20 protein-coding genes and 1 pseudogene are annotated in these 22,050 nt (G+C 69.8%); 10 read left to right on the forward strand and 11 right to left on the reverse strand.

The genetic code is table 11. The features are described 5' to 3' along the window. The first annotated feature begins 113 nt into the window (after positions 1-113). The 3 genes from LGN10_RS06490 (at position 114) to LGN10_RS06500 (ending at position 3,325) form a co-directional block, all read left to right on the forward strand. Complete coding sequence (locus tag LGN10_RS06490) at positions 114-1,577, forward strand: metallophosphoesterase (RefSeq protein WP_226222374.1); 1,464 nt, start codon at positions 114-116, stop codon at positions 1,575-1,577. Next, positions 1,574-2,950, forward strand: coding sequence for a cytochrome-c peroxidase (locus LGN10_RS06495; RefSeq protein WP_226222375.1), 1,377 nt, complete (start codon positions 1,574-1,576; stop codon positions 2,948-2,950). The genes LGN10_RS06490 and LGN10_RS06495 overlap by 4 nt, the downstream gene beginning before the upstream one ends. A gap of 96 nt (positions 2,951-3,046) precedes the next feature. Next, a complete protein-coding gene (locus LGN10_RS06500; RefSeq protein WP_006495044.1) occupies positions 3,047-3,325 on the forward strand; it encodes a hypothetical protein in 279 nt (92 codons plus the stop codon). An 84-nt stretch (positions 3,326-3,409) separates the two neighbouring features. On the opposite strand, the pseudogene LGN10_RS06505 reads toward LGN10_RS06500, so the two are convergent. From LGN10_RS06505 to LGN10_RS06540, 8 genes and pseudogenes are all read right to left on the reverse strand, one after another. After that, positions 3,410-3,649 (reverse strand): annotated as a pseudogene (locus LGN10_RS06505) (PLP-dependent aminotransferase family protein); the annotation flags it as partial. A 64-nt stretch (positions 3,650-3,713) separates the two neighbouring features. Then, a complete protein-coding gene (locus LGN10_RS06510) occupies positions 3,714-4,136 on the reverse strand; it encodes a DUF6691 family protein (protein ID WP_060311096.1) in 423 nt (140 codons plus the stop codon). 1 nt (position 4,137) lies between these two features. After that, positions 4,138-4,572, reverse strand: a complete 435-nt coding sequence (locus LGN10_RS06515; RefSeq protein WP_226222376.1) for a YeeE/YedE family protein — start codon at positions 4,570-4,572, stop codon at positions 4,138-4,140. Next, positions 4,562-4,912: an ArsR/SmtB family transcription factor gene (locus LGN10_RS06520; RefSeq protein WP_226222377.1), complete on the reverse strand. Its 351-nt coding sequence runs from the start codon at positions 4,910-4,912 to the stop codon at positions 4,562-4,564. Before LGN10_RS06520 ends, LGN10_RS06515 begins: the two co-directional genes overlap by 11 nt. 393 nt (positions 4,913-5,305) lie before the next feature. Then, positions 5,306-6,583, reverse strand: coding sequence for an FAD/NAD(P)-binding oxidoreductase (locus LGN10_RS06525; protein WP_226222378.1), 1,278 nt, complete (start codon positions 6,581-6,583; stop codon positions 5,306-5,308). Then, positions 6,580-6,813 (reverse strand): 2Fe-2S iron-sulfur cluster-binding protein, encoded by a 234-nt coding sequence (locus LGN10_RS06530; RefSeq protein WP_226222379.1) that lies wholly within the window; start codon positions 6,811-6,813, stop codon positions 6,580-6,582. The genes LGN10_RS06525 and LGN10_RS06530 overlap by 4 nt, the downstream gene beginning before the upstream one ends. 127 nt (positions 6,814-6,940) lie before the next feature. Then, positions 6,941-8,068, reverse strand: a complete 1,128-nt coding sequence (locus LGN10_RS06535) for an NAD(P)/FAD-dependent oxidoreductase (protein ID WP_226222380.1) — start codon at positions 8,066-8,068, stop codon at positions 6,941-6,943. After that, on the reverse strand, positions 8,065-8,997 hold the full coding sequence (locus tag LGN10_RS06540; RefSeq protein WP_226222464.1) for a 4-hydroxyproline epimerase: 933 nt from the start codon (positions 8,995-8,997) through the stop codon (positions 8,065-8,067). The genes LGN10_RS06535 and LGN10_RS06540 overlap by 4 nt, the downstream gene beginning before the upstream one ends. 251 nt (positions 8,998-9,248) lie before the next feature. Between LGN10_RS06540 and LGN10_RS06545 the strand changes: the two genes are divergently transcribed. The 5 genes from LGN10_RS06545 to ilvD all read left to right on the forward strand — a co-directional run bounded on the left by LGN10_RS06545 (position 9,249) and on the right by ilvD (position 16,884). Next, on the forward strand, positions 9,249-10,169 hold the full coding sequence (locus LGN10_RS06545) for a dihydrodipicolinate synthase family protein (protein WP_059582316.1): 921 nt from the start codon (positions 9,249-9,251) through the stop codon (positions 10,167-10,169). Between the two features lie 234 nt (positions 10,170-10,403). Next, positions 10,404-12,029, forward strand: coding sequence for an APC family permease (locus tag LGN10_RS06550; protein ID WP_226222381.1), 1,626 nt, complete (start codon positions 10,404-10,406; stop codon positions 12,027-12,029). An 83-nt stretch (positions 12,030-12,112) separates the two neighbouring features. After that, complete coding sequence (locus LGN10_RS06555; protein WP_226222382.1) at positions 12,113-13,705, forward strand: aldehyde dehydrogenase (NADP(+)); 1,593 nt, start codon at positions 12,113-12,115, stop codon at positions 13,703-13,705. Continuing rightward, complete coding sequence (locus LGN10_RS06560) at positions 13,698-14,720, forward strand: Ldh family oxidoreductase (RefSeq protein WP_226222384.1); 1,023 nt, start codon at positions 13,698-13,700, stop codon at positions 14,718-14,720. Before LGN10_RS06555 ends, LGN10_RS06560 begins: the two co-directional genes overlap by 8 nt. A gap of 304 nt (positions 14,721-15,024) precedes the next feature. Then, entirely contained in the window at positions 15,025-16,884 is a 1,860-nt protein-coding gene (ilvD, locus tag LGN10_RS06565; protein WP_226222386.1) for a dihydroxy-acid dehydratase, read from the forward strand. 120 nt (positions 16,885-17,004) lie between these two features. On the opposite strand, the gene LGN10_RS06570 is transcribed toward ilvD, so the two are convergent. Beyond that, a complete protein-coding gene (locus LGN10_RS06570; RefSeq protein WP_226222388.1) occupies positions 17,005-17,856 on the reverse strand; it encodes an SH3 domain-containing protein in 852 nt (283 codons plus the stop codon). 28 nt (positions 17,857-17,884) lie between these two features. Continuing rightward, the gene (locus LGN10_RS06575; protein ID WP_226222390.1) at positions 17,885-18,310 is read right to left on the reverse strand and encodes a hypothetical protein; all 426 of its coding nucleotides are present in this window, start codon (positions 18,308-18,310) and stop codon (positions 17,885-17,887) included. Positions 18,311-18,608: 298 nt separating this feature from the next. Here LGN10_RS06575 and LGN10_RS06580 point away from each other — a divergent pair, with 298 nt between their 5' ends. Together LGN10_RS06580 and LGN10_RS06585 are read left to right on the forward strand one after the other, a co-directional pair. Further along, the gene (locus tag LGN10_RS06580; protein WP_226222392.1) at positions 18,609-20,132 is read left to right on the forward strand and encodes a sigma-70 family RNA polymerase sigma factor; all 1,524 of its coding nucleotides are present in this window, start codon (positions 18,609-18,611) and stop codon (positions 20,130-20,132) included. A 182-nt stretch (positions 20,133-20,314) separates the two neighbouring features. Continuing rightward, a complete protein-coding gene (locus LGN10_RS06585) occupies positions 20,315-21,196 on the forward strand; it encodes a helix-hairpin-helix domain-containing protein (RefSeq protein WP_226222394.1) in 882 nt (293 codons plus the stop codon). A gap of 148 nt (positions 21,197-21,344) precedes the next feature. Here the strand turns inward: LGN10_RS06585 and LGN10_RS06590 are convergent, their stop codons facing one another. Continuing rightward, positions 21,345-21,770: a helix-turn-helix domain-containing protein gene (locus tag LGN10_RS06590; RefSeq protein ID WP_226222396.1), complete on the reverse strand. Its 426-nt coding sequence runs from the start codon at positions 21,768-21,770 to the stop codon at positions 21,345-21,347. Positions 21,771-22,050: the final 280 nt, after the last annotated feature.

Genomic DNA, 22,050 nt, shown 5'->3' on the forward strand with positions numbered 1-22,050 from the left:
TTGAAGTCAAGGCCGATTGCCCCGTTCATGCGCGCTGTCGCACCGCGCTTTTCACATTTCTTACATTCGCGCTGCGTATCGTTGACGGCTTTCCTACGGCGCTTCCCCTTCCCATGCGACGAATCCTCTCGCGCGCGCTGCTCGTGCGCTGCGCCCCGCTTGTTGCCCTCGCCGCGCTGTCCGCGTGCTCGAATCACATCGATACGCCGGACGATCCGGCCAGCGCGTCGGCCAACGTCCAGGCCGCATGGGTCGAGATCGGCGATGCGAACCAGGCGATCGCGCGCGTCATCACAAACTACACGCCCGCGTCGGCCGGCGATCCGATATGCCCGCAACTGACCGTCGACGGCAAGCTGTCGCGCATGGCGCTGCGCGCGGGCGCCGCGACCGTCGCCCAGCGGCCGACCGCCAGCGACCCGGCCGATTCGAAACCGTCGAGCTTCCCGGTATCCGTCTGCGAGGCCACGCTACCCGCCGGCGCGCAGGCGGCAAGCGTCGCGGGCCGCACGCTGCCGCTGCCGAAAGCGCAGCCGCGGCGCATCGCGATCATCGCCGACACGGGCTGCCGGATGAAGAAGGCCGACAATGCATGGCAGGCGTGCAACGACGCCGCGGTCTGGCCGCTCGGCACGATCGCGGCCAGCGTCGCGAAGCTGTCGCCCGATCTCGTGCTGCACGTCGGCGACTACCACTACCGCGAGAACGCATGCCCGCCGGACATCGCCGGCTGCAAGGACAGCCCGTGGGGCTACGGCTGGGATACGTGGCAGGCCGACCTGTTCCGCCCGGCCGCGCCGCTGCTCGCGAAGGCGCCGTGGGTGGTCGTGCGCGGCAACCACGAGGAATGCGCGCGGGCGGGCCAGGGGTGGTTCCGCTTCCTCGACCCGCGCCCGTACTCGGCCGCCCGCTCGTGCGACGATCCGGCCAACGACAACGACGCAAACTATTCGGAACCCTATGCGGTGTCGCTCGGCGACGGCTCGCAGGTGATCGTGTTCGACACCGCGAAGGTCGGCCGCACGCCGCTCAAGACCACCGACGCGCAATTCGGCATCTACCAGAAGCAGTTCCAGACGGTCGCATCGCTCGCGTCGAAGCCCGGCATGACGACGACGATCTTCACGAACCATCATCCGATTCTCGCATTCGCGCCGATCGCCGGCAGCACGCCCGCGCCGGGCAACCTCGCGCTGCAGTCGGTGATGTCGAGCCTCAACGCGCAGGCGTACTACCCGCCGGGCGTGCACGTCGCGCTGCATGGCCACGTGCACGATTTCCAGGCGATCAACTTCTCGTCGGGGCACCCGGCGACGATCGTGTCCGGCAACGGCGGCGACAACCTCGACGTCGCACTGCCCGACCCGTTCCCGGCCGGCCTGACACCCGCGCCGGGCGCCGTGATCGAGCGGCTATCGCACAACAACAGCTTCGGTTTCCTGATCATGGAGCGCAACGCCGCCCCGGCGACGGGCTGGGTGTTCCATGCGTATTCGGCGGCCGGCAAGCTCCTGGCGTCGTGCAATCAGTCGGGCAGGACGCTCGCCTGCGACAAGACGGGGTTCATCGCGCCGTGAGTGACGAAGTTCGACGTGACGGGCCGGGCGTACGTGGTCTGCACACGCTTGCCGCCACCCTGCTCGCCGGCCTGACGCTCGCGACCCACGCCGCGCCGGCCGAAACGGTCCTGCTGCCCGGCGCGCCGCCGTCGCGCGTCGTCGACACGATCGGCAACGGCACGCCGCAGGTGACGGGCAAGATCGATGCGGCCACCGCGCGCTTCGCGCCCGACCCGACGCTCGTCGCGCTCGGCCGCCGGATCTTCTTCGACGCACGGCTGTCCGAGCCGCGCGGCATGTCCTGCGCGGGCTGCCACGATCCGGGCCGCGCGTTCGCGCCGACGCTGTCGGCCGCGTCGCTTGCCGGGCCCGGCGTGCCGGAAGGCAGCCGGCCCGGGCGCTTCAGCCAGCGCAATGCGCCGTCGCTGCTGTACGTGCGCTACGTGCCGCGCCGCCACTTCTATCAGGACGACGATGCGCCCGCGCCGTCGCCGTTCGGCGGCCTGTTCAGCGACGGCCGCGCGGATACGCTCGCCGAACAGATCCGCGGGCCGCTGTTCGATCCGAACGAGATGAACAACCGGTCGCCGGCCGCGCTGCTGCGCAAGGTGAATGCGACCGAACTCGCGACCGATCTCGCCGCGCGCTTCGGCGCACCGGTGCGGCGCGACCCCGAGCGCCTGGTGCGCGCGCTCGGTGCGGCCGTCGAAGCCTATCTGCACAGCGACGAGATGGCGCCGTTCACGTCGCGCTTCGATGCGTTCCTGCGCACGCGCAAGCCGCTCGCGCCGGCCGAGATGCGCGGGCTCGCGCTGTTCCGGAATCCGGACAAGGGCAATTGCATGACCTGCCATACGCTGTCGGACACGTCGAGCCGCCCGGAGCGCTCGCTGTTCACCGATTTCGGCTACGACGCGATCGCGGTGCCGCGCAACCGTGCGCTGCCGGCGAACCGCGATCCGCGCCACTTCGACAACGGACTGTGCGACACCGCGCGGCGGCTGCGCTGGCCCGAACCGACGCAGTGGTGCGGCTACCTGCGCACGCCGGGGCTGCGCAACGTCGCGGTCAAGCAGACGTTCATGCACAACGGCGTGTTCACGACGCTGCGCGACGCGGTCGCGTTCTACAACACGCGCTCGACCGATCCGGGCTTCTGGTATCACGGCGCCCGAACGTTCGACGACGTGCCGGCCGCCTATCGCGGCAACATCAACGTCAACTCGACGCCGATGAACCGCCGGCCCGGTACGCCGCCCGCGCTGACCGACGCGGAAATCGACGACATCGTCGCATTTCTCGGCACGCTGACCGATGCGCGCTATACGGGCATCGCCGCACCGGCAGCGGCCGCTGCCCGGCTCGCGCGCACCGCCGCGCCGGCGCGCTGACCCTGGCGAAACGGCCAGCCGACGCGCCGCCGCTTGCGGTTCTCGCAAACACTGGTTATATTTACAGTACTGTATTTATGAACAGTGAGGCGCGCGATGGAACATCTGGTCCGTATCGTCAACGACACCGATCGCCAAGTGCTGGCGTGGCTTCGTGCCCAGGTCGGCGATGCCCGCGTCGAACGCGCGGCGCGTCAGCTCGGGCATACGCGCAAGCCCTTTCCGTCGGCCGTGTGCCGGTATCTGGGCATGAGCGCGCCGGCCACGCTGCGGCCGGCCGCCGCCCGGCCGCGCGCGGCACGCGATTTCTCGGTCGGCGATCGTTACCTGTCGCTGATTCGCCAGCACCTCGCCACGCACGCGGTCGGCCGATGAAATGGCGGAGGCTTGCCGCTTCGATACCGCGCCCGGCCGGCGCACTCGCGTATGCGGAAGTCCGACCGGCCGGCGCCGTCGCGCTTACCCGGCCGCCATGGCTTCCCGTACGAGGCGGCCGAGTGTGTCGAACGCCGCCTCGTGCGCCGCATCGAATACGCGCGCGCAGCCGGGCCGGATATAGCCGTCGAAACGGCCCGCATTCGAGAAGATCGAACCGGGCGCGATCTTGACACCATGCGCGAGCGCGGCGTCGAACAACACATCGGAGCGCACGCCTTCCGCCAACGCGATCCACAGCATCCCGCCGGGCGGCTGGCTCATCGCGGCGATGGACGAACGCACGACGTGACGGGCGCCCTCTTCCAGCGCAGCCGCCGCACCAGCCTCACGGCCCATTCCGCCGTCGCTCGATCCATTCGAACAACGCCATTCCGGCCAGCATCGCGACGACGAACCCGATTCCCTTGGCCACCCCGAAGCCGATCGACACGATCGCAGGCCCGGGACAAAACCCGGCAATCCCCCAGCCGATGCCGAATACCGCGCTTCCCGCGACGAGGCGCACGGTAATCGCCCGCTGCGCCGGCAACTGCATCGGCAGGCCGAGCCACGACCGTGTACGGCGCTTCGCCCACGCGAACCCGAACACCGCAACGCCGATCGCGCCGGCCATCACGAATGCAAGCGACGGATCCCAGCGGCCCGCCAGGTCGAGAAAACCGAGCACCTTCCGCGGATCGGCCATACCCGACACGATGAGGCCGACGCCGAACAGCAGCCCTGCCAGAAACGCGAATCCTGCCTGCATGTCAGCCCCCCGCAACGTGCAGCCGCACGAACACGGTCGCGAAGCCGGCGACCATGAAGGTCGCCGTCGCGACCGCCGAGCGCAGCGCCCCGCGCGAAATTCCGCATACACCATGGCCGCTTGTGCAGCCGCCCGCGTACCGTGTGCCGATGCCGACCAGCAGCCCGGCCACCATCACGTCAAGCCAGCTGGCGTCGACTTGCGGCATCGAGTTGCTCCCGGCGAAACGCATGACGACGGGTGCGACGATCATCCCGGCGACGAACGCCGCGCGCCAGCCGCGCTCTGCACGGCCCGCCGTCAGCAGGCCGCCGACGATCCCGCTGATACCGGCGATCCGGCCGTTGAACGCGACCAGCCACACGGCCGCGCCCCCGATCAGCACGCCGCCGATGAGCGACAGCCACGGCGTGAAATGAAGCGCATCAATCTGCATCGCGTACTTCCTTCACGGTCGCCCCGCAAAACTGTTCGTACAGCACGCCCATCACCGCGATCGCGGCCGGACTGTCGAGCGAATAGTGAATCGCCTTGCCTTCGCGGCGCGTACGAACCAGCGCGTTGTCCCGCAATACACCGAGCTGCTGCGACAGCGTCGGTTGATGGATGTCCAGGCGCGCCTCGAGATCGCTCACGCAGCGCTCGCCCTGCGACAGTTCGCACAGCAACAGCAGCCGGTCGGGATTCGACATCGCCTTCAGGAGCGCACAGGCCGATCCGGCGGCGGCGCGCATCTGGTCGGGGCCGGGCGGCCCGGCCGGGAAATCGTCGTTCATCGGCGGAGGGACATGATTAAAGAATCAATATTATATTATTTTGTATATTGTCGTTTGTCCCGCTGCGTGCCGGATCGGCAATTCGGTTGATCACCCTCAATCAAACCTCCTTGCCTACCGTCACGCGGGCCCCGCCGCGCGGCGCTTCATGCAGTTGAACTGCGATCGCATCCTGCCGATGGAGCTCGACGGCGCGGGCACTGTGTCGATGAACTGGCACCGCGACAGAAGGAGCCGCCACCCGTACCCATGCCCACGACGCTCGATCGCCTGCGCGCTCGTGGCGGGCCCAGGCCGGCGGCCAGGAAAAGTGAAGGTGAAATAAAGATGGAAGGAGCGGCACGGCCCGGCGCAAACCGGGGCCGCTTCATCACAGTCCGCCAGCGTCACGCATCATGCGCTGTCGCAGGCCCCCGTGCCGTCGAGCATCAGCGTGCCGACCCGCGCGGGCACGAGCGGCGTGCGCGGCGGGGGCGCCGTCCAGCCGAACAGCGCCTGCGCGGCCGCGCCGCACACACGGCCCTGGCACGCGCCCATCCCGCAACGCGACTGCAGCTTGGCGGCCGTCCAGCCCGGTTCCCGCGCGACCGCGTCGAACCGTACGTCTTCGCAGCGACACAGCAGCGTGTCGGGCCGCGCGAGCCGGCGGATCGGTTCGCGGATCGCGAAGCGCTCACGGACGGCATCCGCGAAAGCCTGCCAGTGCGCGCGCCGCGCGACGAGCGCGGCCAGTCGAGCGGTCTGCCCGGTCGCCGCATAGCCGGCGATCTCGCCTTCGACCATCGCCAGCTCGCTGCCGCCGACGCCCGTGCACTCGCCCGCCGCGAAATACCCGTCGCGGCTCGTGCGCTGGTGCGCGTCGACGGCCACCGCGTCGTTCTCGATCCGGCAGCCGAGATGCCGCGGCAGCACGGTATTCGGCACGAGGCCGAAGCCGCATGCGAGGCGGTCGCAGTCGACGTCGAATTCGCGATCGCCGTGCCGGATCCGCACGCGCTCGAGCCGCTCGTCGCCGAATGCCTCGACGACGTACGCAGCGGGCCGATACGCGGTCGTGACGAGCTTCGCGGCCTGCGCGAGCTTCGACGGCCAGCGCCACAGCCCCGTACCGAAGCCGGCCACGTCGCGCCAAGCGGCCTGTTCGAGCACGTGCGATACGCGCGCGCCGGCCTGCCGGGCCGTCGCCGCGCTCGCCAGCAGCAGCGGCCCGCTGCCTGCGATCACCGTGCGCTGCCCGCGCACGTCGAGCCCGTACTTGATCAGTGCCTGCAAGCCGCCCGCGCCGGTCACGCCCGGCAGCGTCCAGCCCGGAAACGGCAGCAGCAGCTCGCGCGCGCCGCAGCAGAGAATCAGCGTCCGGAAATCGAGCAGCCGCCCGCGTTCGTCGTCTTCGAGCAGCAGCGTGCCCGGCTGCGTTTCGGCGACGATGCGCGTCGCCGCGAGATGCGTGACGTTCGGCTGGCGCAGCACGGCGAGGCGTGCGGCAGCGGCCGGCGTCGGTGCGACTGCTGCCGGCTGCCGCCAGATCTGCCCGCCCGCGCGCGGGTTGTCGTCCACGATCGCAACCGTCGCGCCGCTTCGGGCGGCGGCCCCCGCGGCCGACAGCCCGGCCGGGCCCGCGCCGACGATCGCGACGTCGACGCTCAATCGTTCCTGTCGTTCCTGTTTCATCGCGTGCGCTCCACCTGCATGCCGTCGCGGCACAGCGTCTGGCACGCGAGCCGGCGCCGGCCGTCGATCGTCATCCGGCACTCCTGACAGATACCCATCCCGCAAAACGGCGCACGCGCCGCGCCCGTGCACGACACGCGCGTCGTGTCGTCGCCGCTCGCCGCGACGGCGGCCGCGACGGTCGCGCCATCGGCCACCGTCATCGCGCGGCCGTCCAGATGAATGATCATGTCAGCCTCCGCCGGGCCGCCCCAAGGCGGCTGACCGCCCTCGCGGGGGACGCCTTGCATGGGACCGACGCCAGCGCCGAAGCGCCAACTCCGGTCGACAGCGGACGAAGTGAACGTGGGGGTCGTTTCATGTCAGCGCTCCGGCTACGCGGGACGCGCTCAAGAAGCGTCCCGGCAAATACGGTTCGATATCGATGGGCGGCCGCTCGCCGGCCATCAGCGCGGCGACGATCCGCGCACTGCCCGGCGCGGTTGTCACACCGAGCCCTTCGTGCCCGACCGCGAGCCACACGCCCGGGCGCGACGGATGCTCGCCGAGCAGCGGCAGGCCGTCGGGGCTCGCGGAGCGGAAGCCGGTCCATGCGCGGATGCCGTTGAGCTCGGCCAGATCCGGCAGGTAACCGACCGCGCGGCGCAGCATGCGCGCGAGCACGGGCGGCTCGACCTGCGAATCCTCGGTGTCGAACTGGCGCGACGAGCCGATCAGCAACTGACCGGTTGGCCGCGGCTGCACGTTGAACGCGACCGACGTGCCGTCGCTCGCGTGCGCGCTCGCCGCATAGCCGAGCTCGACGAGCTGGTGCGACACGTGGCCCGGATAGCGGTCGGTGATCAGCAGATGGCCCTTTTTCGGGCGCAGCGGCAGTTCGGGCAGCAGTGTGCGCGCCGCCACGCCGTTCGCGACGACCACACGCTCCGCGCGCAGCACGTCGCCGCTCGCGAGCATCACGCTCGGGCCATCGACCGCGACGGCCCGCTCGCGGCGCAACGTGATGCGCGGCGCCCGCTGCAACAGCCAGTTCGCGGTGACGGGCGCGTAGAGGATCGCGTCGCCGGGAATCTTCAGCGCGCCGCCGAGGCCCGCGCGCAGCATCGGCTCCAGTCGCGCGAGCGCTGCCGCATCGATCAGCTCGCCGGCCACGCCGTGCGCGGCCAGCGTCGCCTGTTTCGCGCGCGCCAGATCCATCTCGTTCGCATCGGCCGCGAGCCACAGCGTGCCGCAAGTGCGGTATGCGCAGCCGTCGGGCATCTCGCCGCTCAACTCGCGCCAGAGTTCGATCGAGTAATGGCTCAGCGCGAGTTCGGCCGCGTTGTCGTCCATCGCGACGAGGTGCCCCATGCCCGCGCCGGTCGCGCCGCCGCTCGCGTCGTCGACGACGAGCACGCGCAGCCCGCGCCGCGCGAGTTCGTGCGCGCACGCCGCGCCGACGATGCCGGCGCCGATCACGACGACGTCGGTCTTCGTTTCGCTCACGACCCGATGCCCCACCCGAACGGATCGTCTTCCTCGATCAGCAGCGTCGCTTCCGCGCTCAGATGCGCGCTGCCGCGAATCGTCGGCACGATGCCGCCGTCGGCCAGCTCGTAGCTCGCGTGGAACACGCTGCCGATCACGCTCGCCTGCCGCCACACCGCGCCCGGCGCGAGCTTGTCGTCGGCCGCGAGGCACGCGAGTTTCGCGCTGGTGCCGGTGCCGCACGGCGAACGGTCGTAAGCGAGCCCCGGGCACAGCACGAAGCTGCGGCTGTCGTGCGCGGGATCGTCGGCGAACAGCTCGATGTGGTCGATCTCGCCGCCGTTGGCGCCGGTGATGCCCGCGCGTTCGAGCCCTGCGCGCACGGCCGACGCATACGCGGTAAGCGCCGCGACGTTGTCGCCGGCGATGCGCTGCCCGTGGTCGCTGATCAGGAAGAACCAGTTGCCGCCCCACGCGATGTCGCCCTTCACGGGGCCGTATCCCGGCACGTCGACTTCGACGGCCTGCGCGTGGCGATACGCGGGCACGTTGCGCACGCTGACCGACAGGTCGTCGTGCAGCGTCGCCTCGACGGTGCCGACCGGCGTCTCGATCCGGTGCACGCCCGGCGCGATGCGGCCCATGTGATGCAGCGTGCGCACGACGCCGATCGTGCCGTGCCCGCACATGCCCAGGTAGCCGCTATTGTTGAAGAAGATCACGCCGGCCGCCGCGTCGGGCGAGACGGGCTCGCACAGCAGCGCGCCGACCAGCACGTCGCTGCCGCGCGGCTCCAGGATGCACGCGGCGCGGTAGCGATCGTACTCGCGCGCGAGCACGTCGCGGCGCTCGGCCATCGTGCCATTGCCGAGCGACGGAAAGCCGGACACGACGAGCCGTGTGGGTTCGCCGCCCGTGTGCGAATCGATGATCTGGATGCGCTTCATCATGAGCCGTCCGAAGTGGGGAAAGGAGCATAGCTTCCTCCGTCGCGCGTCCGTCCGCTTGTGGCTTTTCGATGAGGACGACGACGAAATCGGCATAGTGCAACGCGCCCCCGGCGCCCCTGCCGGCCGCTGTGCCGATTTCGTCATTTTGCTCCGCGATACGACTCAAGCGTGATGGGCGTTTGCGCGGCGATACTGGTTGCCACACCGACACCTGTCGGCCGACCGATACGAACACGTAGGAGATTTCAGTGAGCCGAAACGCCATTCAGTGGACCGGGGTTTTCCCGGCCGTCAGCACCCAGTTCAAGCCGGACTTTTCCCTCGACATCGACGCCACGCACCGCGTGGTCAAGAACCTGGTGAACGACGGCGTGTCGGGCCTCGTGGTCTGCGGCACGGTCGGCGAAAACACGTCGCTGTCGACGAGCGAGAAGCTCCAGGTGATCGAAGCCGCACGCGACGCGGCCGGCGGCAAGGTTCCCGTGATCGCCGGCATCGCCGAATTCACGACCGAATTCGCGCGCAACACGGTGCGCGAAGCGCAGCGCGTCGGCGTCGACGGCGTGATGGTGATGCCCGCGCTCGTCTACTCGGCAAAACCGCACGAAACCGCCGCGCACTTTCGCGCGGTCGCGACGAGCACCGACCTGCCGGTGATGGTCTACAACAACCCGCCGATCTACAAGAACGACGTGACGCCCGACGTGCTGATCGCGCTGCAGGATTGCGAGAACATCGTCTGCTTCAAGGATTCGTCGGGCGATACGCGCCGCTTCATCGACCTGCGCAACGCGGTCGGCGATCGCTTCGTGCTGTTCGCGGGCCTCGACGACGTCGTGGTCGAGAGCATCGCGGTCGGCGCCGAAGGCTGGGTGTCGGGCATGTCGAACGCATTTCCGAAGGAAGGCGAGACGCTGTTCCGCCTCGCGAAGCAGAAGCGCTTCGACGAAGCGCTCGCGCTGTATCGCTGGTTCATGCCGCTGCTGCACCTCGACGCACGCCCGGACCTTGTGCAGTGCATCAAGCTGTGCGAAGAGCTGGTCGGCCGCGGCAGCGCGATCACGCGTCCGCCGCGCCTCGCGCTGCAAGGCGACACGCTCGCGGAAGTGAAGGCGATCGTCGCGAAGGCGCTGGAAACGCGCCCGGTGCTGCCCGACGTCGGTCTCTGATCGACGCCCCCGGCGGCGGCGCGCGGGCTTGCCCCGCTACGCGCCGCCGTCCCCGGTCCGGCATGGCCTGCGGGCCGTTCACGCCAACCCCGGCGTCGCGCCGCGCGTGAACGGGCCGCGGCCCGCCCCGGTCGTTCGAACCGGGCGACGCCGGCCTGCAGGCGAGCGCCACTGCTCCGTCGGAGCGCGGCGCACATCGAGCCTGTGCCGATATTCCCTCCAGGAGACAAGCCCATGCCAGGCCAAGGCAACGCACACCCGTCCGTCCCGCTTTCCCGTTCCGCGCACCCCGACGCGGGTCACGGCAAGTTCAAGAAACAGCTGTCGCTGACCGATCTCACGTTCATCGGTCTCGGCGCCATTTTCGGTTCGGGGTGGCTGTTCGCCGCGAGTCACGTATCGACGATCGCGGGCCCGGCCGGTATCTTCTCGTGGCTGCTCGGCGGCTTCGCGGTGCTGCTGCTCGGCATCGTCTACTGCGAACTCGGCGCCGCGCTGCCGCGCGCGGGCGGCGTGGTGCGCTACCCGGTGTTCTCGCACGGCCCGCTGCTCGGCTACCTGATGGGCTTCATCACGCTGATCGCGTTCTCGAGCCTGATCGCGATCGAAGTGGTCGCCGCGCGCCAGTACGCGGCCGCGTGGTTTCCGGGCCTGACGATCGAAGGATCGAGCGACCCGACCACACTCGGCTGGCTCGTGCAGGCCGCGCTGCTCTGCTTCTTCTTTTACCTGAACTATTCGAGCGTGAAGACGTTCGCGAAGGCGAACAACATCATCAGCGTCTTCAAGTTCATCGTGCCGCTTGCGGTGATCGGCGTGCTGTTCACGTTCTTCAAGCCCGCGAACCTGACCGTGCACGGCTTCGCGCCGTTCGGCATGCCGGGCATCGAGATGGCCGTGTCCGCGGGCGGCATCATCTTCGCGTATCTCGGGCTCACGCCGATCGTGTCGGTCGCGAGCGAGGTGCGCAATCCGCAGCGCACGATCCCGATCGCGCTGATCCTGTCGATCCTGCTGTCGACGCTGATCTACGTGCTGCTGCAACTCGCGTTCATCGGCAGCATCCCGACGGCCATGCTCGCCGCCGGCTGGCACGACGTGAGCAAGGCGTTCTCACTGCCGTACCGCGACATCGCGCTCGCGCTCGGCGTCGGCTGGCTCGCGGTGATGGTCGTCGCCGACGCGATGATCTCGCCGAGCGGCTGCGGCAACATCTATATGAACGCGACGCCGCGGGTCGTCTACGGCTGGGCGAAGACGGGCACGTTCTTCAAGGTGTTCACGCGCGTCGACGAAGCGTCCGGCATCCCGCGCGCGGGCCTGTGGCTCACGTTCGGCCTCGCGATCTTCTGGACGCTGCCGTTCCCGTCGTGGGAAGCGCTGATCAACATCGTGTCGGCCGCGCTGGTGTTGAGCTATGCGGTCGCGCCCGTGTCGGTCGCCGCACTGCGCCGCACCGCGCCCGACCTGCCGCGACCGTTCCGCGCCAGCGCGTTCGGCGTCACCGGCCCCGCGTCGTTCGTGATCGCCGCGCTGATCGTCTACTGGTCGGGCTGGAGCACGGTGTCCTGGCTGCTCGGGCTGCAGATCGTGATGTTCGTCATCTATCTCGCATGCCGCCGCTGGGTGCCGACCGCACACCTGAGCCTCGCCGAGCAGGTGCGTTCGTCCGCGTGGCTGATCGCGTTCTATGCGGCGATGATCGTGCTGTCGTATCTCGGCGGCTTCGGCGGCACGGGCCGGCTCGCGCATCCGTACGACACGGTCGTCGTCGCGGCCGTCGCGCTCGTCATCTACTACTGGGGCGCAAACACCGGCGTGCGCGCCGACAAGCTGCAACTCGACGACGACGAGGACTGACGCGCCCGCGCCCTTTTTCAGCCCTTTTCCCCTTCCAACGGCCGGGCGCAGTACGCCCGGCCCTGCCTTTTCCGAGGAAAACCATGCAACTCACAGGTCAGCTCCTGATCGGCCCGTCGGCCGTCACCGGACAGAACGGCACCCTCCACGCGCTCGCCGCCACCACCGGCGAACCGCTCGAACCGGCGTTCGGCGGCGCGAGCCTGCACGACCTCGAAACGGCGTGCGCGCTCGCCGACGACGCGTTCGACACCTATCGCGAAACGTCGCCCGACGCGCGCGCCGCGTTCCTCGACGCAATCGGCCGCCACATCATGGCGCTCGGCGACGACCTGATCGAGCGCTGCGTCGTCGAAACCGGGCTGCCGCGCACACGCATCGAAGGCGAACGCGGCCGCACGGTCGGGCAGCTCGCGCTGTTCGCGTCGCTCGTCCGGGACGGCGGCTTTCTCGACGCGCGGATCGATCCGGCGCGTCCCGAGCGCAAGCCGCTGCCGCGCGTCGATCTGCGCCTGCGCAACGTCGCGATCGGGCCCGTTGTCGTGTTCGGCGCGTCGAACTTCCCGCTCGCGTTCTCGGTGGCCGGCGGCGACACGGCGTCAGCGCTCGCGGCCGGCTGCCCGGTGATCGTCAAGGCGCATTCCGCGCATCCGGGCACGTCGGAACTCGTCGGCCGCGCGATCCAGCAGGCCGTGCGCGAATGCGGGATGCCGGCCGGCGTGTTCTCGCTGCTGTTCGACGCATCGCGCGAGATCGGTCAGGCGCTCGTCGCCGATCCGCGCATCAAGGCGGTCGGCTTCACTGGCTCGCGCCGCGGCGGCGTCGCGCTGATGCATATCGCGGCCGCGCGAGCCGAGCCGATTCCCGTCTATGCTGAAATGAGCTCGATCAATCCCGTGCTGCTGTGTCCCGCCGCGCTCGACGCCCGTCACGACACCATCGCAGCGCAATTCGTCGCGTCGCTCACGCTCGGCGCCGGCCAGTTCTGCACGAATCCAGGCCTCGTGCTCGCGGTGGACGGCCCCGCGCTGCGCGCATTCGAAGCCGCGGCGGCCGATGCCGTGCGTGCCGTCGCCGCGCAGACGATGCTGACACCGGCCATCCACGCGAGCTACGCGCAAGGCGTCGCGGCGCTGCGCGATCACGATGCGGTCGAGCTGCTGGCCGAAGGCGCGGAAGGCGGCCGTCACCAGGCCCGCGCGGCGCTGTTCGCGACGTCCGCCGATGCGTTCGTCGCGCACCGCGAATTACGCGACGAAGTGTTCGGCCCCGCATCGCTGATCGTGCGCTGCCCGGATGCCGGCACGCTGCATCGCGTGCTGAAGTCGCTCGAAGGTCAGTTGACGATCGCCGCGCATCTCGCCGACGGCGACGCGGCACTCTTCGCCGCGCTGCGCCCGACGCTCGAACGCAAGGCCGGCCGCATTCTCGTCAACGGTTTCGGCACGGGCGTCGAGGTCGGCCACGCGATGGTGCACGGCGGCCCGTTCCCGGCGACGTCCGACACGCGCACGACGTCCGTCGGCGCACGCGCGATCGAGCGCTTCCTGCGCCCCGTGTCGTACCAGGACGTGCCGGACGCGTTGCTGCCGGACGCGATTCGCAGCGGCAATCCGCTGCACGTGCCGCAACGCATCGACGGCGTGCCCGCCCCGCGCGAGGTGAACCATGGCTGAGCGCGCAACCGAAGTCGTCCTGTCGCTCGATGAAGTGCGCGCACTCGCGCTGCGCGTGCTGACGCACAACGGGATGTCGGACGCGCATGCGCACGCCATCGCCAACGTGATCACGCAGGGCCAGCGCGACGAGTGCCATTCGCACGGCGTGTACCGGCTGCTCGTCTGCGTGCGCTCGCTGAAGAAAGGCAAGGTCGATCCGCAAGCCGTGCCGACGCTGCGCCGGCTGTCGTCATCGATCGTCGCGGTCGACGCGCATCGCGGCTTCTCGCTGCTGAGCTTCGAGACCGGGCTGCCCGTCCTCGTCGAGATGGCGAAGCAGCACGGCATCGCCGCGATGACGATCAACCACTGCTATCACTTCTCCGCGCTGTGGCCCGAGGTCGAGGCGATCGCCGCCGAAGGGCTGGTCGGCATCGCGATGAACCCGAGCCATAGCTGGGTCGCGCCGGAAGGCGGCCGCGAGCCGGTGTTCGGCACCAACCCGATCGCGTTCGCATGGCCGCGCCCGGGCGGCGAGCCGTTCGTGTTCGACTTCGCGACCAGCGCGATCGCGCGCGGCGACATCGAGCTGCACGCGAAACAGGGCAAGGCGATTCCGTCGCACTGGGCGATCGACGCGGATGGCCAGCCGACCACCGATCCGAAAGCCGCGCTGCAGGGCGCGATGCGCACGTTCGGCGGGCACAAGGGCTCGGCGCTCGCGGCGATGGTCGAGCTGCTCGGCGGCGCGCTGATCGGCGACATGACGAGCCGGGAATCGATGGATTTCGACGAAGGCGTCGGCGCGACGCCGTGCCACGGCGAACTCGTGATCGCGTTCGATCCGAAGGTGTTTCTCGGTGACGAGCTCGACGCGGGGCTTGCGCGCGGCGAGCGGATGTTCGAATCGATCGTCGCGCAAGGCGCGCGGCTGCCGTCGCAACGGCGCTTCGACGCTCGCGCGCGCAGCATCGCGAACGGCGTGCGAATTCCGAAGGCGCTGTACGACGAGATCCTGACGCTGCTCGATTGACGCGCGATCGAGCCGCACGGCGCGGCTTCACCATCGGCAGAACGGGCGGTGAAGCCGCGCGCCGGTTGCGCCGGCAATGACCTGCGTCGGGCTGCGTGCCGGCGAGCCCGGGCGCGCCGGGGGAGCATGGCCGCTGTCCGGCGCGCCGCTCGCCCGCTCCCGCCGGCGCCACGGGCCCGGCGGCTGTGGGATAATCGCGAAGTTTGCCCAGGGCGCAGCTCAAGAGGTTGTTCGCACGGGCGCGAGAGAGGCCTTTATTCCCGAGCCTCCACCCTTTTCCCGCGATATTTCTTCAGCTTTCACCATGCCCACTTACCGTTCCAAAACCTCCACCGCCGGCCGCAACATGGCAGGTGCGCGCTCGCTGTGGCGCGCCACCGGCATGAAAGACGACGATTTCTCGAAACCGATCATCGCGGTCGTCAACTCGTTCACCCAGTTCGTTCCCGGGCACGTGCACCTGAAGGATCTCGGCCAGCTCGTCGCGCGCGAGATCGAAGCCGCGGGCGGCGTCGCGAAGGAATTCAACACGATCGCGGTCGACGACGGCATCGCGATGGGCCACGACGGCATGCTGCACTCGCTGCCGAGCCGCGACATCATCGCCGACTCGGTCGAATACATGGTGAACGCGCACTGCGCGGACGCGATGGTATGCATCTCGAACTGCGACAAGATCACGCCGGGGATGCTGATGGCCGCGATGCGCCTGAACATTCCGGTGATCTTCGTGTCGGGCGGCCCGATGGAAGCCGGCAAGACGCGCCTCGCGAACCCGGTCACCAAAGCCATCGAACTGAAGAAGCTCGACCTCGTCGACGCGATGGTGATCGCGGCCGACCAGTCGTATTCGGATGCCGACGTCGCCGAAGTCGAACGCTCGGCGTGCCCGACCTGCGGCTCGTGCTCGGGCATGTTCACCGCGAACTCGATGAACTGCCTGACCGAAGCGCTCGGCCTGTCGCTGCCCGGCAACGGCACGGTCGTCGCCACGCACGCCGATCGCGAACAGCTGTTCAAGCGCGCCGGCCGCCGCATCGTCGAACTGACGCGCCAGCACTACGAGCAGGACGACGAACGCGTGCTGCCGCGCTCGGTCGGCTTCAAGGCGTTCGAGAACGCGATGACGCTCGACATCGCGATGGGCGGCTCGACCAACACGATCCTGCACCTGCTCGCGATCGCACAGGAAGCCGGCATCGACTTCACGATGAAGGACATCGACCGCCTGTCGCGCACCGTGCCGCAGCTGTGCAAGGTCGCGCCGAACACGAACAAGTACCACATCGAGGACGTGCACCGCGCAGGCGGCATCATGGCGATCCTCGGCGAGCTCGAGCGCGCCGGCAAGCTGCACACCGACGTGCCGACCGTCCACGCACCGACGCTGAAGGACGCGCTCGATCAGTGGGACATCGTGCGCACGCAGGACGAAGCGGTCCGCACGTTCTACCTGGCCGGCCCGGCCGGCATTCCGACGCAGGTCGCGTTCAGCCAAAACACGCGCTGGCCGAGCCTCGACCTCGACCGCGCCGAAGGCTGCATCCGCTCGTACGAGCATGCGTTCTCGAAGGAAGGCGGCCTCGCCGTGCTGACCGGCAACATCGCGCTCGACGGCTGCGTGGTGAAGACGGCCGGCGTCGACGAGAGCATCCTCGTGTTCGAAGGCTCGGCTCACGTGACCGAATCGCAGGACGAAGCGGTCGAGAACATCCTGAACGACAAGGTCAAGGCCGGCGACGTCGTGATCGTGCGCTACGAAGGCCCGAAGGGCGGCCCGGGCATGCAGGAAATGCTCTACCCGACCAGCTACATCAAGTCGAAGGGCCTCGGCAAGGCATGCGCGCTGCTGACGGACGGCCGTTTCTCGGGCGGTACGTCGGGCCTGTCGATCGGCCACTGCTCGCCGGAAGCGGCAGCGGGCGGCGCGATCGGCCTCGTGCGCGACGGCGACCGCATCCGCATCGACATCCCGAACCGCACGATCGACGTGCTGGTGTCGGACGAGGAACTGGCGCGCCGCCGCGAGGAGCAGAACGCGAAGGGCTGGAAGCCCGCCCAGCCGCGTCCGCGCAAGGTGTCCGCGGCGCTGAAGGCATACGCGAAGCTGGTGATGTCGGCCGACAAGGGTGCGGTACGCGACCTGTCCCTGCTCGACGACTGATGCGACGCGCTACAGGCGGCGGGTAGCGGCTTGCCGCTTCCCGTTCGCCCGATCCGAAAGCCGCTCTTCGGAGCGGCTTTTTTTCGTCCGGTGCCCGGAGAAGCCGCGGCACCGGCGCCCTCAGTGACGGAATTCGTCGGGGCCACCGCCTGCGCCGCGATTACCGCCGCCATTTCCGCCGCCTTGCGGCCGCGCATAACCGCCGCCTCCCTGCCGCACCGGCGGCGGTATCATGTGGCCCTCGCCGCCCGGCATGGGCGATGACGGGCGCGGCACGGCCGGCGGCGGGCTGGCCGGACGTGCATTACCCACCCCACCCGGCATCGGGGTCGGCGCTGGCGGGCTGGCCGGGCGCGCATTACCCACTCCACCCGGCATCGGTGTCGGTGCAGGAGCAGGCGCAGCCGGTGGCGGCACGCGGTTCGCGCCGTTCCAGCCGCCGCGCGTGGCCGATGGCCGCGTGTCATGCACGGGCGGCGGGCCGGCCGGCGCGACCTGCATCGGTGCGCCCGGCCGCGGCCGCCCTTGCCCCGGCGGCATGCCGCCGGGGCCGAGCCGCGGCTCCGCACGGCGCGCCCAGCGATCGCGGTCGGGATACCACGGGCGGTGCCGGTAATAGCGGTCCCAGTACGCGCCGATCGCGAATCCGGTCACCGGCACACCGATGATCGCGCCGTACTCGAGCAGCGGCACATAGTTGCCCTGGTACGGATAGTCGAGCAACTGCGCATCGATCCAGCCGCGCACGCCCGGCAACGCGACGTCGCACCACGTGTAGTCGCTCAGGCAGCCGAATACGTCCAGCGCGGTGCCGGGCGGAATCTGCGCGACCACCGGATAATCGGGCGCCGGCCCCGCAAACAGCTCGGCCGGCGAATTCGTGTAAGCGCTGCTCTGCGCATCGGCGACGCCCGGCACGGCCGCGAGGCCGGCCACGACGACGCACAGACTTCGGACAATCGTGTTCAACATGATGCTCTCCCGCGCCGCCGCGCGCCCGTCAGTGCCGATGGCCGCCGCCCCAATGGCCGCCGCCCCCATGGCCGCCACCCCATGGACGATGCCAGTACCCGCCGCGCCCGCCCCAGTATCCGCCGCCGCCCCAGCGGCCCCAGAAGCCGATCGTCACGGGCGGCCCGTACCAGCCTGAGTAGTACGCCGGGTAGTAATACGGATACGGCGCCGGCACGTAGGCCGGGGCGACATACACGGGCACCGCCGTGCCGGCGTCGACCTGCGCTTGCGGGACGGTCGACGGGGCCGGACCAGGCGTGGCCGGTGCGGCCGGAATCTCGCGCTGCGTCACCGTGGCGGGCACGGGTGCGTAATAAGGTGCATAGCCGTACGGGCTCGTGTAGTAGCAGCCGCCAAGCATCAGTGCGGCCAGCGCGACGACGGCCGGCCTCGCGGCGGGAATCGGGTTCATCTCGTACTCCGGCAGAATCCGTGCGCCACCGCCAGGCGGCGCGCGTGACTCTAGCTTACGTCCCCTGCGGATTTCCGCGCGTATGATCGGTTACTTTTTGTTTCCTGCTCCGGCGCGCCGCGCGGGCACGCCGCGTGCTGGCCCGTCCGCGGCGCCGGCGTTGAAGTTGGCGCAAATGCCCTCAACTTGAACGATGTCGGGCTGACCGGCGCGGACGGGCGTCCGCGATCCACCGGCAACCGCAAACCGGCGGGCTTCGGCCCGCCCAGACAGGAACGCGGCTCGCGCCGCCATCGACATGACTACGCCACGCCCCACTCTCCGGGCGGACACACCGCTCGATCCGATCATCCAGTTGCTGGCGCTCGCCGGCGAGCAGGGTTATCTGACGCACGCCGACCTCGTCGACGCGCTGCCGCCCGAAAGCGACAGCCCCGACGCGCTCGACGTCGTGCGCGCCGCGCTCGCCGACATCGGCATCGCGGTACTCGACGAGCCGGCCGCGCCCGCACCGTTCGCCGGCGCGGCGCCGGTCGAGGTCGATCGCGACGCGCTCGACGAAGGCAGGGCCATGCTCGGCGACCTCGCACGCGGCACGAGCGCGTCGACCGATCCGCTCGCGCTCTACATGCGGCGCATGCAAGCGGTGCCGCTGCTCACGCGCGAAGGCGAAATCGCGCTCGCCCGCGAAATCGAGACGGGCCGTCATCAGGTACTGCATGCGATCGCCGGCTATCCGCCCGCGGTCGACGTGCTGCTCGAGCGTCATCGCACGGCAGGCGCGACCGGGTCGGCCGACGGCGACGACGATACGCCGGCGCCCGCCCGCTACGATGCGCTGCACACGGCGGTCTCGGCGCTGCGCGGCGCGCTGCATGCGCATGGCAGCCGTTCGGACGAATATCGCGACGCGCGCAACCACGTGGCCGCCCTGCTCGGCTCGCTCGCGTGGGTCGCGCCGGCCGTCGACGACGCAAGCCGTACCGTACGCGCACTCGCGAGCGCACCGCACGATCCGTCGGCGGTCGATGCAGCGCACTTCGATGCGGTCGCACGGCGCGCGCTCGCGGCGGCGCTGAGCGACGGCCAGCAAAAGGTGCGCGATGCAACGCGCGCGATGCTCGAGGCGAACCTGCGGCTCGTGCTGTCGATCGCGCGCAAGTACCTGAACCGCGGCGTCGACCTGTCCGACCTCGTGCAGGACGGTTGCCTCGGCCTGATGCGCGCGATCGAGAAATTCGAATACCGGCGCGGGTTCAAGTTCTCGACCTATGCGACGTGGTGGATCCGCCAGGCGATCGCACGGGCGGTCGCGGATCGCTCCCGCACGATCCGCGTGCCGGTGCACGTCGGCGACCAGTATCAACGCGTGCAGCGGCATGTGCTGCGCTTTCGCCAGCGCACGGGCCGTCGGGCCACGCCGGCCGAACTCGCGGCCGAAACCGGCCTCGACGAAGACAAGCTGCGAGCGGTGCTCGCGCTGCCGGCCGAGCCGGTTTCGCTCGACACGCCGCTGCCCGACGCGGATACCGGCCTCGTGGAATTGATCGAGGATCGGGCATCGGCCAGCCCGTTCGAGCAACTGGCCGACACGCGCATGCGCGAATGCGTGCTGTCGCTGCTGCGGTCGGTCACGCCGACCGAGGCCGACGTGCTGCGCCGGCGGTTCGGCCTCGGCGGCGCCGAGCCCGACACCTACGACGCGATCGCGCAGGATGCGGGAATGTCGCGCGAGCGCGTGCGGCAAATCGAGAAACGGGCGCTCGCCGCGCTGCGCACGGCCGCCGAGGCCGAGAACGCGCAGTCGTTTCTCGACGCGTAACCGCATCGCGCGCCGCGCACGGTCGTGCCGAAATGCTGCATGACCGTGCACGGCGCGCCTGTGCTACGTTTGCCATTGACGCACATCAAGTTTTCTTCATCGCGCGTCACGACAATGGTTGAAAGCCGACCGGCGCATCGCTCGCCGCAGCCATTCCGTTTGTGCTTTTCGGGTCCCTCGCCATGCAGTCGACCGTCAGCCAGACGTACGAGGAAAACCGGCCTATCGCGGCCTGCCTGCGCGAGGCCGCGCAACGGCTCGTCGACCAGGGCGCGAATCCGTACCGGGTCGCCGCGTACCGCGCGGCGGCCGACACGGTCGACGCGCTCGACCGCGACGTCCGCACCGTGTTCGAAACCGGCGGCGTCGAGGCGCTCGGCGCGCTGCCCGACATCGGTGCGGGCGTCGCGCAGGCGATCGCCGAGCTGCTGGTGACCGGGCGCTGGCGCCAGCTCGACCGCCTGCGCGGCGACGCGGAACGCGCGTCCGCATTCGAAGCCGTGCCGGGCATCGGTCACGCGCTCGCGCTGCGCATTCATGACGCGCTGCACATCGATACGCTGGAGGAACTCGAACGCGCGGCCCGCAACGGCCAGCTCGAAACGATCGCGGGCGTCGGCCCGCGGCGCGCGGTCGGCATCCGCGCCGCGCTCGACGACGTGCTGAGCCGCCGCCGACGCTGGCAAGGTCACATGCGAAACGCCGGCCCCGGCACGGAGCCGCCGGTCGAACTGCTGCTTTACATCGATCGCCAGTACCGCAACAAGGCGGCCGCCGGCGTGCTGCCGACGCTCACGCACCGGCGCCTGAACGCGGACGGTTACGTGCCGCCGCCCGTGATGCACATGACCAAGGGCGGCTGGCATTTCACGGCGCTGAGCCAGCAGGCCGCCATGCGCACGCCGGAAGCCGGGCGCCCGACCGACTGGGTCTCGCTCTACTTCTACGACGCCGTGCAGTGCGAGCACCAGCGCACCGTGTTCACCGAAACGTACGGCGCACTCATCGGCAAGCGGATCGTGCGCGGGCGCGAAATGGAATGCCGCGTGTATTACGCGGGATGAGCAGGCGCGGCTGTTTCGCGGACGCCGAAGCCGGCACGGACGACGTCGCCTCGTCGCATTCGGCACGTCGAACCCGTGACGTCGCCACGTAGCCGTCCTTCCGTCGAACGGCTATCGCGGCGCATCCTGCCTCGCGCGGGCTCGCTGCCTACGCACCTTCCGGCTTCGCGCGGCGCGCCGGATGACGATGCGCGGCAATGCGCAGCAGCTTCTGGAACGACGGGCATTCGAGATGGTTCGCCGCCGGGCATACGGCCGCATGCCGCAGCGCATCGCGCACCGCGCCGAGACGGCGAATCGTGCGGTCGAGCTCGTCGGCCTTGTCATCGAGTTTCGCGCGGTCGATCGCCGGCCGGCCCTCGGTGCCGACCATCGTGAGGATGTCATCGAGCGAGAAACCGGCCTCGCGGCCGAGCGCGATCAACGCCAGACGCTCCAGCACCGACTCGTCGTATTGCCGCCGCAGCCCATGCCGGCCGATCGGGACGATCAGCCCCTTTTCCTCGTAATAACGCAGCGTCGATGCAGGCAGTCCCGTGCGCCGCGCTACGTCCGCAATGTCCAGTCGGCTCATGCTTGACCTCAAGTTCGCTTGAGGTTGCAAGATAGTCGCTCGACTCCATCAAGACAAGTCCGGGCCCCCATGAAACCGTTGGCCCCGCGTCGTATCCCGCCGCGCCGCCGCACCATCGCCGTCCGCGGCCGAGGTGCGCGACGAGCACGCCCGGCAGCCCGCTCAAACTGCTGTGATCGACGCGGGCGCCACGCTCGCGATGGAGCTGTCGACGCTGTTCCTGCGGCGGGTGCCCGGCATTCCGTCGCTCGACTGCGACGGGCGCGCGCCCGCCGCGGGC

The sequence above is a fragment of the Burkholderia sp. AU32262 genome, from assembly GCF_020419985.1.
Classification (GTDB): Bacteria; Pseudomonadota; Gammaproteobacteria; order Burkholderiales; family Burkholderiaceae; genus Burkholderia; species Burkholderia semiarida.